Below are 14,204 nucleotides of genomic sequence, written 5' to 3' on the forward strand. Positions count from 1 at the left end.
GGGCAGCCCTTCAGCCGGGTGATCGATTCTGCTGAATAGACTGCCCATGTCCAGTGCCGGTCGGCACGCAGATTCCGAACTTGGGGAGATCCCGCCGTGACCGAGCCCCTCTCCGAAAACACCGCCGATGTGATCGTCGTCGGCGCCGGGCCAGCCGGCTCCACCACCGCGTACCACCTCGCCAAGGCCGGACTCGACGTCCTCCTGCTGGAGAAGACCGAGTTCCCGCGCGAGAAGGTGTGCGGCGACGGCCTCACCCCGCGCGCGGTCAAGCAACTGGTGGCGATGGGCATCGACATCTCCGAGGAGGCCGGCTGGCTGCGCAACAAGGGCCTGAGGATCATCGGCGGAGGTGTGCGGCTGCAGCTGGACTGGCCGGATCTCGCCTCCTTCCCGGACTACGGCCTCGTCCGCAAGCGCGACGACTTCGACGAGCAACTCGCCCGCCAGGCGCAGAAGGCGGGCGCCCGGCTGTACGAGCGCTGCAACGTCGGCGCCCCGATCGTCGACGACCGCACGGGCCGGATCACCGGCGTCAACGCCAAGCTCGGCGACGTGGGTGAGAAGCGCGAGGTCACCTTCCACGCACCCCTGGTCGTGGCCGCCGACGGCAACTCCACCCGCCTGTCCCTGGCGATGGGCCTGCACCGCCGCGAGGACCGCCCGATGGGCGTCGCGGTCCGTACGTACTTCACCTCCCCGCGCCACGAGGACGACTACCTGGAGTCCTGGCTGGAACTCTGGGACCGCCGCGGGGCCGAGGACCGCCTCCTCCCCGGCTACGGCTGGATCTTCGGCATGGGCGACGGCACGTCGAACGTCGGCCTGGGTGTCCTGAACACCTCCGACTCCTTCAAGGAGCTGGACTGGCGCGAGGTGTTGAAGGCCTGGTGCGCGTCGATGCCCGAGGACTGGGGCTACACCCCGGACAACATGACGGGTCCGATCCGCGGCGCGGCCCTCCCGATGGCCTTCAACCGCCAACCGCACTACACCCGCGGTCTGCTGCTGGTCGGTGACGCCGGCGGCCTGGTGAACCCCTTCAACGGCGAGGGCATCGCCTACGCCATGGAGTCCGGCCAGATCGCCGCCGACGTCATCGTCCAGGCGCACGCCCGCTCCACACCCGCGGGGCGCGAGCTGGCCCTCCAGCGCTACCCGCGCGTGCTCAAGGACACCTATGGCGGCTACTACACGCTGGGCCGCGCCTTCGTGAAGCTCATCGGCAACCCGAAGGTCATGAAGATCGCGGCCCAGCGCGGCCTGACCCACCCCGTCCTGATGAAGTTCACCCTGAAAATGCTCGCCAACCTGACCGACCCGACGGGCGGCGACGCGATGGACCGCATCATCAACGGGCTCAGCAAGGTGGCACCGAAGGCCTGACCGGCGTGACTGGTGCCTGCCGCGGCACCGGGTGGTGAGCGCCGCCGCGTCGGCGGCCCGGCGGGTGAGCGCGTCCTCCCGCCGGTCCGCCACCTGCCGCAGCGCTTGTTTCCGCTCCCGCTTCGACAGCCGGTCCAGGCGCAGGTGACCGTCGGTGTGGTCCGTCTCATGGGCGAGGCAGCGCGCGAAGTAACCCGTGCTGGCGGTGGCGCGGGTGCGCCGAGGGAGACCGAGAGCGGACAGAAGGCGTGTAGAGGTGCCGGGGCACCCCGAGGGACCCGGAGTGCGCCGAGAGGGCGTTGAGGTGTGCTGAAGGGCCGCTGCCTTCGCGGCTGCGGCCCCTCGGTGCGGAGTCTTCCGGTGGTGCCTGGTGTCAGAGCACCCGCACCGCGCCCGACGCCGGGTAGCCGGACAGATCCTGGATGACGACACCCTTGGACGGGTTGGCCGCGTCCAGGTACTGCCCGTCGCCGATGTAGACGCCCACATGATACGCGGACCCCTTGCCACCCCAGTACAGGATGTCGCCCACCTGGAGGTTGGACAGCGAGACGTCGGTGCCGGCCATCGACTGGTCCTGCGAGACGCGCGGCAGGTCCACACCCACCTGCTTGAACGCGGCCTGGACGAGGCCGGAGCAGTCCCACGCGTTGGGGCCGGTGCCGCCCATCACGTAGGCGTCACCCACCTGTGCCTTGAGGAAGGCGACGACCGTCGCGACGCTGCCACTGGCGGGAGCGGAGGTCGACGTGGACGTGGACGCCGAGGCGGACAGCGTGGTCCGCTCGCTGCTGCGGTTCGCGCGCTCGGCAGCCTCCTGCCGAGCGGCCTCCTGGGCGGCCTTCTTCTTGGCCTCGGCCTTCTGCTTCGCCTCCGCGAGGTCCGCCTTGGCCTGCTTCGCGGCCTTTGCGGCGGCCGCGTCGCGCTCGGCCTGCAGCTGGTAGTTCGCCGCCGCCTGCTGGGTGGCGTCTGCGGACTCGGCGATCTGGGTACCCAGGTCGGCCGTCAGGGTGGGCAGTTCAAGGGTCTGCGTCACCGGCTCGGCGGCGTTCGCCGCGCCGGACGCCCCGGCAACGGCCAGGGTGCCGAGGACGCCACCGGCAACTCCGGCCCGCATCGCGATTTTCGACGCGCTGCGGCGGGGTTTCCGGTGGCTGCGTATGTGAGCGGTGTGGGACATGAGAACAACCGGTATCAGGGACTCCTCCATACCTTCAAGAAACGTGTGCTGCGCCACAGTTGTTCAATCGAGCCCCTGAAAGCCGTGCCTGCCGCCCTTTATTGACGCCGTAACGGACATTGCGGACGCAGGTGATCAAGCCTGTGATCATGGCCTTTCGCTGTTACGCCCGAATTGCCCTGCGCGTACCACCTGTTGCGGTCGATGGCCAAGCCTCCCTCTCGGGCGCCTCCCGTGGATGTGGCGGAGGTCACGCAACGGTCACAAGGGCGGCCGCGTCTCGCGCGTGGGTCACGGACCGGTTGCGGGCGGGTCACGACCCGGGAGCCGCTCGTGAACGCGTGCACACATCCACACCCCCGCAACCCCTCGCTCTGAGGTGTGAACGGAGCCCCTATCAACCGCTCCCGTCCAGCGCCAATTTGCATGCAAGGGAAGCCTCTTGATATGGAGAGGCCCCTCTCGAACTGCACCGACGAGCGGAAATGTCACCTCTTGTGATCACTCGGATGCATCTCGTGTGAAGATCACCGCCCATCCGCGCTCATGATCCTTCGCCGGGTGGTGGAGATCACAAAGCTTGGGTAATACCCCGTGTCGCAGATCACAGACCGGCGGGCATAAGATGCGCATCAGTTGGGCTTGTGACCTGCTTCACATGTTCTCGATCTTCGCCAGGACAGGCGGGGTTCGTGGGGCCTGTGAGGTGGATGTGAGTCCGACGCCATCGCCAGCAGTCAGTGCCGACTGAGAGGAGCGAGGAGCGGTGAACGCGTATGCGCCCATCCTCGTACTGGGAGCCCTCGGGGCAGGCTTTGCGATCTTCTCCGTGGTCATGGCCACGCTGATCGGTCCGAAGCGATACAACCGCGCCAAGCTCGAGGCCTACGAGTGCGGTATCGAGCCGACCCCCACGCCGGCCGGCGGCGGGCGCTTCCCCATCAAGTACTACCTGACGGCGATGCTCTTCATCGTCTTCGACATCGAGATCGTCTTCCTCTACCCCTGGGCCGTCACCTTCGACGCCCTGGGTGTCTTCGGGCTCGTGGAGATGCTGCTCTTCGTGCTCACCGTCTTCGTCGCGTACGCGTACGTATGGCGGCGCGGCGGCCTGGAATGGGACTGAGGGGCCTTTAACCATGGGACTCGAAGAAAAGCTGCCGAGCGGCTTCCTGCTGACCACCGTCGAGCAGGCCGCTGGCTGGGTGCGCAAGTCGTCCGTCTTCCCGGCCACCTTCGGCCTCGCCTGTTGTGCCATCGAGATGATGACCACCGGCGCCGGCCGATACGACCTGGCGCGCTTCGGCATGGAGGTCTTCCGCGGTTCACCCCGCCAGGCGGACCTCATGATCGTCGCGGGCCGGGTCAGCCAGAAGATGGCGCCGGTGCTGCGGCAGGTCTACGACCAGATGCCGAACCCCAAGTGGGTGATCTCCATGGGGGTCTGCGCCTCCTCGGGCGGCATGTTCAACAACTACGCCATCGTCCAGGGCGTCGACCACATCGTCCCGGTCGACATCTATCTCCCCGGCTGCCCGCCACGGCCGGAGATGCTGATGGACGCCATCCTCAAACTCCACCAGAAGATCCAGACCTCCAAGCTCGGCGTGAACGCCGAGGAAGCGGCCCGCGAGGCCGAGGAGGCGGCGCTCAAGGCCCTGCCGACGATCGAGATGAAGGGGCTGCTGCGGTGAGTGACGCGAAAGGCACCAACGGAGCGTCGAACGGGGTGAACCCCGAAAAGGACCTCGGCGCCTCCAACCTCCCCGGCCAGCGCGGTGAGGGAGGTGAGGAGATCCGCGTCCAGCGCGGCATGTTCGGCGCCAACAACGGCGGCGACACCTCCGGCTACGGCGGCCTGGTCCGCTCGGTCCGCCTCCCGGGACCGGCGAGCCGTCCCTACGGCGGCTGGTTCGACGAGGTCGCCGACGAACTGGAAGGCGCGCTGGAAGAGCAGGGTCTGCTGCCCGAGAACGCGATCGAGAAGACGGTCGTCGACCGCGACGAGATCACCTTCCACATCGAACGCGAGCACCTGCTGCGGGTAGCCCGCACCCTGCGCGACGACCCCGCCCTGCGTTTCGAGCTGTGCACGGGCGTCAGCGGTGTCCACTACCCGCACGACAAGGGCCGCGAGCTGCACGCCGTGTACCACTTGCGCTCGATCACCCACAACCGGCTGATCCGCCTCGAAGTCAGCGCCCCGGACACCGACCGGCACATCCCGTCCCTGGTCTCCGTCTATCCGACCAACGACTGGCACGAGCGCGAGACCTACGACTTCTTCGGGATCGTCTTCGACGGCCACCCGGCCCTGACGCGGATCATGATGCCGGACGACTGGCAGGGCCACCCGCAGCGCAAGGACTACCCCCTCGGCGGCATCCCCGTCGAGTACAAGGGCGCCCAGATCCCGGCTCCGGACCAGCGGAGGTCGTACTCATGAGCACTTCGCACGCCTCCCCTCGGGAGACCACCGAGGGCACCGTCTACACGGTCACCGGTGGCGACTGGGACGAGGTCGTCCAGTCCGCGGCCCGTGCCGACGACGAACGCATCGTCGTCAACATGGGCCCCCAGCACCCCTCCACCCACGGCGTGCTCCGCCTGATCCTGGAGATCGACGGCGAGACGGTCACCGAGGCCCGCTGCGGCATCGGCTACCTGCACACCGGCATCGAGAAGAACACCGAGTTCCGCACGTGGACGCAGGGCACCACGTTCGTGACGCGCATGGACTACCTGACGTCCTTCTTCAACGAGACCGCCTACTGCCTCGCCGTCGAGAAACTCCTCGGCATCGAGGAACAGATCACCGACCGGGCCACGATCATCCGGGTGCTCCTCATGGAGCTGAACCGGCTGTCCTCGCACCTGGTGTGCATCGCCACCGGCGGCATGGAACTCGGCGCCACCACGATCATGATCTACGGATTCCGTGATCGTGAAATGATTCTCGACATCTACGAGCTCATCACGGGCCTGAGGATGAACCACGCGTACATCCGCCCCGGCGGACTCGCGCAGGACCTGCCGCCCGGCGCGGTGGACCACATCCGCGAGTTCGTGAAGAAGATGAAGAAGAACCTCCCGGAGTACGACAAGCTCGCCACCGGGAACCCCATCTTCAAGGCCCGCATGCAGGACATCGGCTACCTCGACCTGGCCGGCTGCATGGCCCTCGGCGCCACCGGCCCGATCCTGCGCTCCACCGGTCTGCCGCACGACCTGCGCAAGACCCAGCCGTACTGCGGCTACGAGACCTACGACTTCGAGATCCCGACCGCCGACACCTGCGACGCCTACGGCCGCTTCCTGATCCGCCTGGACGAGATGCGGCAGTCCCTGCGGATCGTCGAGCAGTGCCTGGACCGGCTGCAGCCCGGCCCGGTCATGGTCGAGGACAAGAAGATCGCCTGGCCCGCCCAGCTCGCCCTGGGCCCGGACGGCCTCGGCAACTCGCTCGACCACATCAAGAAGATCATGGGCACCTCCATGGAGGCCCTGATCCACCACTTCAAGCTGGTCACGGAGGGCTTCCGCGTGCCGCCGGGACAGGTGTACGCGGCGGTCGAGTCGCCCAAGGGCGAGCTCGGGGTGCACGCCGTCTCCGACGGAGGCACCCGCCCCTACCGGGTCCACTTCCGCGACCCGTCCTTCACCAACCTGCAGGCCATGGCGGCGATGTGCGAGGGCGGCCAGGTCGCCGACGTCATCGTCGCCGTCGCGTCCATCGACCCCGTGATGGGAGGCGTCGACCGGTGACCACTTCTTCTTCGGAGCGGGGCGTCAGCCTGGGCATGCCCGAGCTGCCCGCGCCCGCCTACCCGGACGACGTCCGAGCCCGGCTGGAGACGGACGCGCGCGAGATCATCGCCCGCTACCCCGACTCCCGCTCGGCCCTGCTGCCGTTGCTGCATCTCGTGCAGTCGGAGGAGGGCCATGTCACGCGCACCGGGATGCAGTTCTGCGCGGACATGCTGAACCTGACCACGGCCGAGGTCACCGCGGTCGCCACCTTCTACACCATGTACCGGCGCAAGCCCTCGGGTGACTACCAGGTGGGCGTGTGCACCAACACCCTCTGCGCGGTGATGGGCGGTGACGCGATCTTCGAGGAGCTCCAGGAGCACCTGGGCGTCGGCAACGGCGAGACCACCGACGACGGAAAGGTCACCCTGGAGCACATCGAGTGCAACGCGGCCTGCGACTTCGCGCCGGTGGTGATGGTCAACTGGGAGTTCTTCGACAACCAGACCCCGGCCACCGTCAAGCGCCTCGTCGACGACCTGCGTGCGGGCCGGCCGGTAGAGCCCACGCGCGGGGCGCCGCTGTGCACCTTCAAGGAGACGGCGCGGATGCTGGCAGGCTTCCCCGACGAGCGGCCCGGGGCCGTCGAGGCAAGCGGCAGCGCGGGACCCGCTTCGCTGGTGGGCCTTCGCCTGGCAAGGGGAGAGGCCGCACCCGCGCGCGTGGTCCATCCGCGCGACGGCGGTCCGCACGACGAGCGGCAGGACAGGCCCGTCCACCGACCGTCACCGAGCGAGCACCTGAGCTCACACGATGCGCCACAGGACACATCGGCCTCCGACCCAGCCCACCCGGCAGGGCCAACCGCCGAGGAGGGGGAGTGATGACCTTGGCACCCGAACTCAAAGACACCAGCCCCGAGAAGCTGCTCGCACCCGTGCTGTCGGCCTTCTGGGACGAGGACAAGTCCTGGTCGCTGGACGTCTACCGAAGGCACGAGGGATACGAGGGCCTGCGCAAGGCGCTGGCCATGTCGCCGGACGACCTGATCGCGTACGTCAAGGACTCCGGTCTGCGCGGCCGTGGCGGCGCGGGATTCCCCACGGGAATGAAATGGCAGTTCATTCCCCAGGGGGATGGAAAACCGCACTATCTAGTTGTCAACGCCGACGAGTCGGAGCCCGGAACCTGTAAGGACATCCCGCTCCTCTTCGCGAACCCGCACAGCCTCATCGAGGGCATTGTCATCGCGTGTTATGCCATCAGGTCGTCTCATGCCTTCATCTATCTGCGTGGTGAAGTCGTCCCTGTGCTGCGGCGGTTGCACTCAGCCGTCGCTGAGGCCTACGCGGCGGGCTACCTCGGCGAGAACATCCTGGGCAGCGGGCTCAACCTTGAACTCACCGTGCACGCGGGCGCGGGCGCGTACATCTGCGGTGAGGAGACCGCGCTCCTGGACTCGCTCGAAGGCCGCCGGGGTCAACCGCGGCTCCGTCCCCCCTTTCCTGCCGTCGCGGGCCTCTATGCGTGCCCGACTGTGGTGAATAACGTCGAGTCGATCGCGTCGGTTCCCGCGATCCTGCAAAAAGGAAAAGAGTGGTTCAGGTCGATGGGCAGCGAGAAGTCTCCCGGCTTCACGCTCTACTCGCTCAGCGGCCATGTCGCCAGCCCCGGCCAGTACGAGGCCCCGCTCGGCATCACGCTCCGCCAGCTCCTGGAGATGAGCGGCGGAATGAGGCCCGGGCACCGGCTGAAGTTCTGGACACCCGGCGGCTCCTCGACGCCGATGTTCACCGACGAGCACCTCGACGTCCCTCTTGATTACGAAGGAGTGGGCGCCGCGGGTTCCATGCTGGGCACGAAAGCTCTCCAGTGCTTCGACGAGACGACCTGCGTGGTGCGTGCCGTCACCCGCTGGACCGAGTTCTACGCCCACGAGTCCTGCGGCAAGTGCACGCCCTGCCGCGAAGGGACCTACTGGCTGGTGCAGTTGCTCCGCGACATCGAGGACGGCAAGGGCGCCATGTCCGACCTCGACAAGCTGGGCGACATCGCCGACAACATCAACGGCAAGTCCTTCTGCGCCCTCGGCGACGGTGCCGCCTCGCCGATCTTCTCCTCGCTCAAGTACTTCCGCGAGGAGTACGAGCAGCACATCACGGGCCGCGGCTGCCCCCTCGACCCGGCCAAGTCGACGGCCTGGGCCGACCGCACGGAGGTGAACGCATGACCGTGACCACCAACGCTCCCGCCGGTGGGGGAGAGGCGGCGGTCCCGCCGGAAGATCTCGTGACCCTGACGATCGACGGCGTGGAGATCAGCGTGCCCAAGGGCACCCTGGTCATCCGGGCCGCCGAGCAACTCGGCATCGAGATCCCCCGGTTCTGCGACCACCCCCTCCTCGACCCGGCCGGCGCCTGCCGCCAGTGCATCGTCGAGGTCGAGGGCCAGCGCAAGCCGATGGCCTCCTGCACCATCACCTGCACCGACGGGATGGTGGTGAAGACCCACCTCACCTCGCCGGTCGCCGAGAAGGCCCAGCACGGTGTGATGGAGCTGCTCCTCATCAACCACCCGCTGGACTGCCCGGTCTGCGACAAAGGTGGCGAGTGCCCGCTGCAGAACCAGGCGATGTCGCACGGCAACGCCGAGTCCCGCTTCGAGGGCAAGAAGCGGACGTACGAGAAGCCCGTCCCGATCTCCACGCAGGTGCTGCTCGACCGTGAGCGGTGCGTGCTGTGCGCCCGCTGCACCCGCTTCTCCAACCAGATCGCGGGCGACCCGATGATCGAGCTGATCGAGCGGGGCGCGCTCCAGCAGGTCGGCACCGGTGAGGGCGACCCCTTCGAGTCGTACTTCTCCGGCAACACCATCCAGATCTGCCCGGTCGGCGCGCTGACCTCGGCTGCGTACCGATTCCGCTCCCGCCCCTTCGACCTGATCTCCTCGCCCTCGGTGTGCGAGCACTGCTCCGGCGGCTGCGCCACGCGCACCGACCACCGGCGCGGCAAGGTCATGCGGCGGCTCGCGGCCAACGACCCCGAGGTCAACGAGGAGTGGATCTGCGACAAGGGCCGCTTCGCGTTCCGGTACGCGCAACAGCGGGACCGGCTCGAGACGCCCCTGGTGCGCAATCCCGAGGGTGAGCTCGTCCCGGCGTCCTGGCCCGAGGCGCTGCAGATCGCGGCTCAGGGACTGCTCGCCTCGCGGGGCCGCACCGGAGTCCTGACCGGTGGCCGGCTCACCATTGAGGACGCCTACGCGTACAGCAAGTTCGCGCGCGTGGCGCTCGACACCAACGACATCGACTTCCGCGCGCGGGTGCACAGCTCAGAGGAGGCCGACTTCCTCGCCGCCCGGGTCGCCGGACGGGGCCGTGACCTCGACGGTACGGGTGTCACGTACACCGCTCTGGAGAAGGCGCCCGCCGTCCTGCTGGTCGGGTTCGAGTCCGAGGAGGAGGCGCCCGGCGTCTTCCTCCGGTTGCGCAAGGCCTGGCGGGGCCACGGGCAGAAGGTGTTCTCCCTGGCCACGCACGCCACGCGTGGTCTGGACAAGGCGGGCGGCACGCTGCTGCCTGCCGCCCCCGGCACCGAGACCGAGTGGCTGGACGCCCTCGCCAGCGGGGTCGGTCTGGAGGATGACGGGGCGAGGGCCTCGGAGGCCCTGCGCACCGAGGGCGCGGTGATCGTCGTAGGTGAGCGACTGGCCGCCGTGGCGGGTGGACTGACCGCCGCCGTACGGGCAGCGACCGCGACCGGCGCGCAGTTGGTGTGGATCCCGCGCCGGGCCGGGGAGCGCGGTGCCGTGGAGGCGGGCGCGCTGCCCACGCTGCTGCCGGGCGGACGCCCGGCGACCGACCCGCGCGCGCGGGACGAGGTCGCCGCCGTCTGGGGCCTGGCCGGACTCCCGCACCGCTACGGGCGCGACACCGGGCAGATCGTGGAGGCCGCCGCCGGCGGCGAACTCCAGGCACTGGTGGTCGCGGGCGTCGAGGTCGACGACCTGCCGGACCCGGCACGCGCGCGTGAAGCCCTCCACGAGGTCGGCTTCCTGGTGTCGCTGGAGCTGCGGCCCAGCGAGGTCGCCGCTCTCGCGGATGTCGTCCTGCCGGTGGCCGCGGTCGCCGAGAAGGCGGGCACGTTCCTCAACTGGGAAGGCCGGGTGCGCTTCTTCGAGGCCGCTCTCAAGCCCGACCAGATGACCCGCCGCCTCGCACCCACCGACGCGCGCGTGCTGCAGATGCTGGCCGACGCCATGGACGTACACCTGGGTCTGCCGGATCTGCGCACCACGCGCGCGGAGCTGGACCGGCTGGGGGCCTGGGACGGGCCGCGGGCTACGGAACCGCTGGAGACGGCCGCCGCGTTGCCGCGGCCGGCCGCCGGAGAGGCTGTCCTGGCCGGGCACCGGCTGCTGCTGGACCAGGGCGTCCTCCAGCAGGGGGACGAGGCGCTCGCCGGGACGCGGCACGCGGCCCACGCGCGCGTGTCGCCCGCCACCGCCGCCGAAGCCGGTGTGAAGGACGGCGACCTGCTCGCCGTCACCGGCCCCGCCGGAGACTGCGCGTTCCCGCTGCGCATCACCGAGATGCCGGACCGGGTGGTCTGGCTCCCGCTGAACTCCGCGGGCGGGGGTGTCGCCTCCGACACCGGGGCGCGGCCCGGCTCCCTCGTCCGCATCGGACCGGCGACGCTCGCCGCCGAAGCACCCAAGGAGGTGGAGGCATGAGCCCGTACCTCGCCGCGGAAGACCTCTCGATGTTCGGCCGTGACCCCTGGTGGCTGGTCGTCATCAAGGCCGTCTTCTGCTTCGCCTTCCTGATGGTGACCGTGCTGTTCTCCATCGTGTGGGAGCGCAAGGTCGTCGCGTGGATGCAGCTGCGCATCGGCCCCAACCGGCACGGCCCCTGGGGCATGCTCCAGTCGCTCGCCGACGGCATCAAGCTGATGCTCAAGGAAGACGTCATCGTCAAACGCGCGGACAAGGTGGTCTACGTCCTCGCACCGATCGTGGCGGCCATCCCGGCCTTCATGGCCATCGCGGTGATCCCCTTCGGCCCGGCCGGCAACGAGATCTCGATCTTCGGCCACCGCACCACGATGCAGCTCACCGACCTGCCGATCGCCATGCTCTACGTCCTCGCGGTCGCCTCGGTCGGCATCTACGGCATCGTGCTGGCGGGCTGGAGCTCCGGATCCACCTATCCGCTGCTCGGCGGTCTGCGCTCCTGCGCGCAGATGATCTCGTACGAGATCGCCATGGGCGCCGCGTTCGCCTCGGTGTTCCTCTACTCGGGGTCCATGTCGACCTCGACGATCGTCGAACAGCAGCACGACCGCTGGTACATCGTCCTGCTACCGGTCTCCTTCCTCATCTACATCGTGACGATGGTCGGCGAGACCAACCGCGCTCCCTTCGACATGCCGGAGTCCGAGGGCGACCTCGTCGGCGGCTTCAACACCGAGTACTCGTCGATCAAGTTCGCGATGTTCATGCTCGCCGAGTACGTGAACATGGTGACGGTCTCGGCCGTGTCGACCACGCTCTTCCTGGGCGGCTGGCGGGCTCCCTGGCCGGTCAGCACCTTCTGGGAGGGCGCGAACCACGGCTGGTGGCCGATGCTCTGGTTCGTGATCAAGGTGCAGCTGCTGCTGTTCTTCTTCATCTGGCTGCGCGGAACCCTCCCGCGCGTCCGCTACGACCAGTTGATGAAGCTCGGCTGGAAGGTCCTCATCCCGATCTCCCTCGTCTGGCTGATGCTCGTGGCCACCGTGCGGACCCTCAAGAACGAGAACTACGACTTCGCCGACATCGCCCTCTACATCGCCGGCGGCGTCCTCGTCCTGCTGCTGCTCTCCTTCGTCGCCGACATGCTCCGCGACAAAGCGAAGGCGGCCGAGCAGCCCGCCGAGGAACCGGCCGGGTTCGACCCGATGGCGGGCGGCTTCCCCGTACCGCCGCTGCCGGGACAGGAGCTTCCACCGGTGCCCCGGCGCCGCTCGCGCCAGGAGCGGGAGCTGATTGTCAGTGGTGGGCCCGATACTCACAGTGACGGAACTCTGGATGGAAAGGAGGCGTCCGATGGCTGAGGAGCCCAAGGAGGCCGGGCAGGCGAAGCCTGGCTTCCAGAACCCGGTAGCCGGCTTCGGCGTGACCTTCAAGGCCATGTTCAAGAAGCGGCTGACCGAGCAGTACCCGGAGCAGCAGAAGACCACCGCTCCCCGTTTCCACGGGCGGCACCAGCTCAACCGCCATCCGGACGGCCTGGAGAAGTGCGTCGGCTGCGAACTGTGCGCCTGGGCCTGCCCCGCCGACGCCATCTATGTGGAGGGCGCCGACAACACCGACGAGGAGCGCTACTCGCCGGGCGAGCGGTACGGCCGCGTCTACCAGATCAACTACGCCCGCTGCATCCTGTGCGGCCTGTGCATCGAGGCGTGCCCCACACGCGCGCTCACGATGACCAACGAGTTCGAACTCGCCGACAGCAGCCGCGCCAACCTCATCTACACCAAGGAACAACTGCTCGCCGGCCTCGAAGAGGACATGGTCGACACGCCCCACGCGATCTACCCGGGGATGGACGAGCAGGACTACTACCGGGGCCTGGTGACGGAGGCCGCGCCCGGCACCGAGCGCCAAGTGGCCCACTCCAAGGGCGAATCGGTCCAGGAGGCCGCGTCGACCTTCGGCGAGGACGAACCGGCGTCGGAGAAGGTGATCGGGCGATGACCGCGCACCTCGCCGCCACCTCCCTGGCGGCCTACTCGACCTCCACAGGTGAGGCCTTCCAGTTCTGGGTCCTCGGCACCGTCGCCGTGATCGGCGCCCTGTGCACCGTCTTCATGAAGAGGGCCGTGCACAGTGCCCTCTGTCTCGCCGGCACCATGATCATTCTGGCGGTCTTCTACCTCGCCAACGGCGCCTACTTCCTGGGCGTCGTCCAGATCGTCGTCTACACCGGCGCGATCATGATGCTGTTCCTGTTCGTGGTGATGCTCGTCGGCGTCACCGCGGCGGACTCCCTGAAGGAGACCATCAAGGGCCAGCGCTGGCTGGCCCTGGTGTGCGGGCTCGGCTTCGGCATCCTGCTGTTCGCGGGCATCGGCAACGCCTCCCTCAAGGAGTTCAACGGCCTCACCCGGGCCAACGCGAACGGCAACGTCGAGGGCATCGCCGCCCTCCTGTTCACCAAGTACGTCTTCGCCTTCGAAATCACCGGCGCCCTGCTCATCACCGCCGCCGTGGGCGCCATGGTGCTCACCCACCGCGAGCGCACCGAGCGTCCCAAGACGCAGCGCGAGATGGCCGAGGAGCGGGTGCGCGAGGGCAAGAACCTGCCGCCGCTGCCGGCACCCGGTGTGTACGCCCGGCACAACGCCGTGGACATCGCCGGCCTGCTGCCCGACGGCACGCCGTCCGACCTCACCGTCAGCAAGACGCTGCGGGAGCGCGGCCAGATCCGTGACGTGTCGCAGGAAGCGATCAACGACCTGCGGGCGCTGGAGCAGCGAGCCGAGGACCGCCTGGAGCGGACCGAGATCGAGCCGTCGGCCTTCAAGCGGACGGAGGAGGCGTCGAAGTGAACCCCGTCAACTACCTCTACCTGGCCGCCCTGTTGTTCACGATCGGCGCGACCGGTGTGCTGATCAGGCGCAACGCGATCGTCGTGTTCATGTGCGTCGAGCTCATGCTCAACGCCTGCAACCTCGCGTTCGTCGCCTTCTCCCGGATGCACGGCAACCTCGACGGCCAGATCATCGCCTTCTTCACGATGGTCGTCGCCGCCGCGGAGGTCGTGGTCGGGCTCGCGATCATCGTGTCGCTGTTCCGTTCCCGCCACTCGGCCTCGGTCGACGACGCCAGCCTGATGAAGCTGTAAGGG

At 68.5% G+C, this 14,204-nt stretch carries 13 protein-coding genes and 1 pseudogene; 12 read left to right on the top strand and 2 right to left on the bottom strand.

Annotation, left to right across the window (positions count from 1 at the left end):
• Positions 1–96: 96 nt before the first annotated feature.
• Positions 97–1,386, top strand: coding sequence for a geranylgeranyl reductase family protein (locus ACIBK3_RS05825; RefSeq protein WP_399362319.1), 1,290 nt, complete (start codon positions 97–99; stop codon positions 1,384–1,386).
• Between the two features lie 39 nt (positions 1,387–1,425).
• Here the strand turns inward: ACIBK3_RS05825 and ACIBK3_RS05830 are convergent.
• A pseudogene (locus ACIBK3_RS05830) lies at positions 1,426–1,584 on the bottom strand (peptide deformylase); the annotation flags it as partial.
• 175 nt (positions 1,585–1,759) lie between these two features.
• The gene (locus ACIBK3_RS05835) at positions 1,760–2,596 is read right to left on the bottom strand and encodes a C40 family peptidase (protein WP_399362321.1); all 837 of its coding nucleotides are present in this window, start codon (positions 2,594–2,596) and stop codon (positions 1,760–1,762) included.
• Positions 2,597–3,332: 736 nt separating this feature from the next.
• On the opposite strand from ACIBK3_RS05835, the gene ACIBK3_RS05840 reads away from it, so the two are divergent.
• Genes ACIBK3_RS05840 through nuoK form a run of 11 tightly spaced genes read left to right on the top strand, consistent with a single transcriptional unit; the run spans position 3,333 to position 14,201 of the window.
• The gene (locus tag ACIBK3_RS05840; protein WP_007383963.1) at positions 3,333–3,692 is read left to right on the top strand and encodes an NADH-quinone oxidoreductase subunit A; all 360 of its coding nucleotides are present in this window, start codon (positions 3,333–3,335) and stop codon (positions 3,690–3,692) included.
• 13 nt (positions 3,693–3,705) lie between these two features.
• Positions 3,706–4,260 carry an NADH-quinone oxidoreductase subunit B family protein gene (locus ACIBK3_RS05845; RefSeq protein WP_010041554.1) on the top strand — a complete coding sequence of 185 codons (555 nt, stop codon included), beginning with the start codon at positions 3,706–3,708 and terminating at the stop codon, positions 4,258–4,260.
• A complete protein-coding gene (locus ACIBK3_RS05850) occupies positions 4,257–5,012 on the top strand; it encodes an NADH-quinone oxidoreductase subunit C (RefSeq protein WP_399362323.1) in 756 nt (251 codons plus the stop codon). The genes ACIBK3_RS05845 and ACIBK3_RS05850 overlap by 4 nt, the downstream gene beginning before the upstream one ends.
• A complete protein-coding gene (locus tag ACIBK3_RS05855; protein WP_399362325.1) occupies positions 5,009–6,331 on the top strand; it encodes an NADH-quinone oxidoreductase subunit D in 1,323 nt (440 codons plus the stop codon). Before ACIBK3_RS05850 ends, ACIBK3_RS05855 begins: the two co-directional genes overlap by 4 nt.
• Complete coding sequence (gene nuoE, locus ACIBK3_RS05860; protein WP_399362326.1) at positions 6,328–7,200, top strand: NADH-quinone oxidoreductase subunit NuoE; 873 nt, start codon at positions 6,328–6,330, stop codon at positions 7,198–7,200. The genes ACIBK3_RS05855 and nuoE overlap by 4 nt, the downstream gene beginning before the upstream one ends.
• The gene (gene nuoF, locus ACIBK3_RS05865) at positions 7,200–8,546 is read left to right on the top strand and encodes an NADH-quinone oxidoreductase subunit NuoF (RefSeq protein WP_399362328.1); all 1,347 of its coding nucleotides are present in this window, start codon (positions 7,200–7,202) and stop codon (positions 8,544–8,546) included. Before nuoE ends, nuoF begins: the two co-directional genes overlap by 1 nt.
• Entirely contained in the window at positions 8,543–11,047 is a 2,505-nt protein-coding gene (locus ACIBK3_RS05870) for an NADH-quinone oxidoreductase subunit G (protein ID WP_399362330.1), read from the top strand. The genes nuoF and ACIBK3_RS05870 overlap by 4 nt, the downstream gene beginning before the upstream one ends.
• Positions 11,044–12,408, top strand: coding sequence for an NADH-quinone oxidoreductase subunit NuoH (nuoH, locus tag ACIBK3_RS05875; protein WP_399362331.1), 1,365 nt, complete (start codon positions 11,044–11,046; stop codon positions 12,406–12,408). The genes ACIBK3_RS05870 and nuoH overlap by 4 nt, the downstream gene beginning before the upstream one ends.
• Positions 12,401–13,051, top strand: coding sequence for an NADH-quinone oxidoreductase subunit NuoI (gene nuoI, locus ACIBK3_RS05880; RefSeq protein ID WP_399362333.1), 651 nt, complete (start codon positions 12,401–12,403; stop codon positions 13,049–13,051). Before nuoH ends, nuoI begins: the two co-directional genes overlap by 8 nt.
• On the top strand, positions 13,048–13,905 hold the full coding sequence (locus ACIBK3_RS05885) for an NADH-quinone oxidoreductase subunit J (protein ID WP_399362335.1): 858 nt from the start codon (positions 13,048–13,050) through the stop codon (positions 13,903–13,905). The genes nuoI and ACIBK3_RS05885 overlap by 4 nt, the downstream gene beginning before the upstream one ends.
• Positions 13,902–14,201 (top strand): NADH-quinone oxidoreductase subunit NuoK, encoded by a 300-nt coding sequence (gene nuoK, locus ACIBK3_RS05890; protein ID WP_004927567.1) that lies wholly within the window; start codon positions 13,902–13,904, stop codon positions 14,199–14,201. The genes ACIBK3_RS05885 and nuoK overlap by 4 nt, the downstream gene beginning before the upstream one ends.
• The last annotated feature ends 3 nt before the right edge of the window (positions 14,202–14,204 follow it).

This window comes from Streptomyces sp. NPDC050287, assembly GCF_044459385.1.
Taxonomy (GTDB): domain Bacteria; phylum Actinomycetota; class Actinomycetes; order Streptomycetales; family Streptomycetaceae; genus Streptomyces.

What these genes read in the sequence shown, in the direction of transcription:
- nuoI (WP_399362333.1), top strand. Translation starts at nt 12,401, where the DNA reads ATGGCTGAGGAGCCCAAGGAGGCCGGGCAGGCGAAGCCTGGCTTCCAG.
- ACIBK3_RS05855 (WP_399362325.1), top strand. Translation starts at nt 5,009, where the DNA reads ATGAGCACTTCGCACGCCTCCCCTCGGGAGACCACCGAGGGCACCGTC.
- ACIBK3_RS05845 (WP_010041554.1), top strand. Translation starts at nt 3,706, where the DNA reads ATGGGACTCGAAGAAAAGCTGCCGAGCGGCTTCCTGCTGACCACCGTC.
- ACIBK3_RS05870 (WP_399362330.1), top strand. Translation starts at nt 8,543, where the DNA reads ATGACCGTGACCACCAACGCTCCCGCCGGTGGGGGAGAGGCGGCGGTC.
- nuoH (WP_399362331.1), top strand. Translation starts at nt 11,044, where the DNA reads ATGAGCCCGTACCTCGCCGCGGAAGACCTCTCGATGTTCGGCCGTGAC.
- ACIBK3_RS05885 (WP_399362335.1), top strand. Translation starts at nt 13,048, where the DNA reads ATGACCGCGCACCTCGCCGCCACCTCCCTGGCGGCCTACTCGACCTCC.
- nuoF (WP_399362328.1), top strand. Translation starts at nt 7,200, where the DNA reads ATGACCTTGGCACCCGAACTCAAAGACACCAGCCCCGAGAAGCTGCTC.
- ACIBK3_RS05835 (WP_399362321.1), bottom strand. Translation starts at nt 2,596, where the DNA reads ATGGAGGAGTCCCTGATACCGGTTGTTCTCATGTCCCACACCGCTCAC.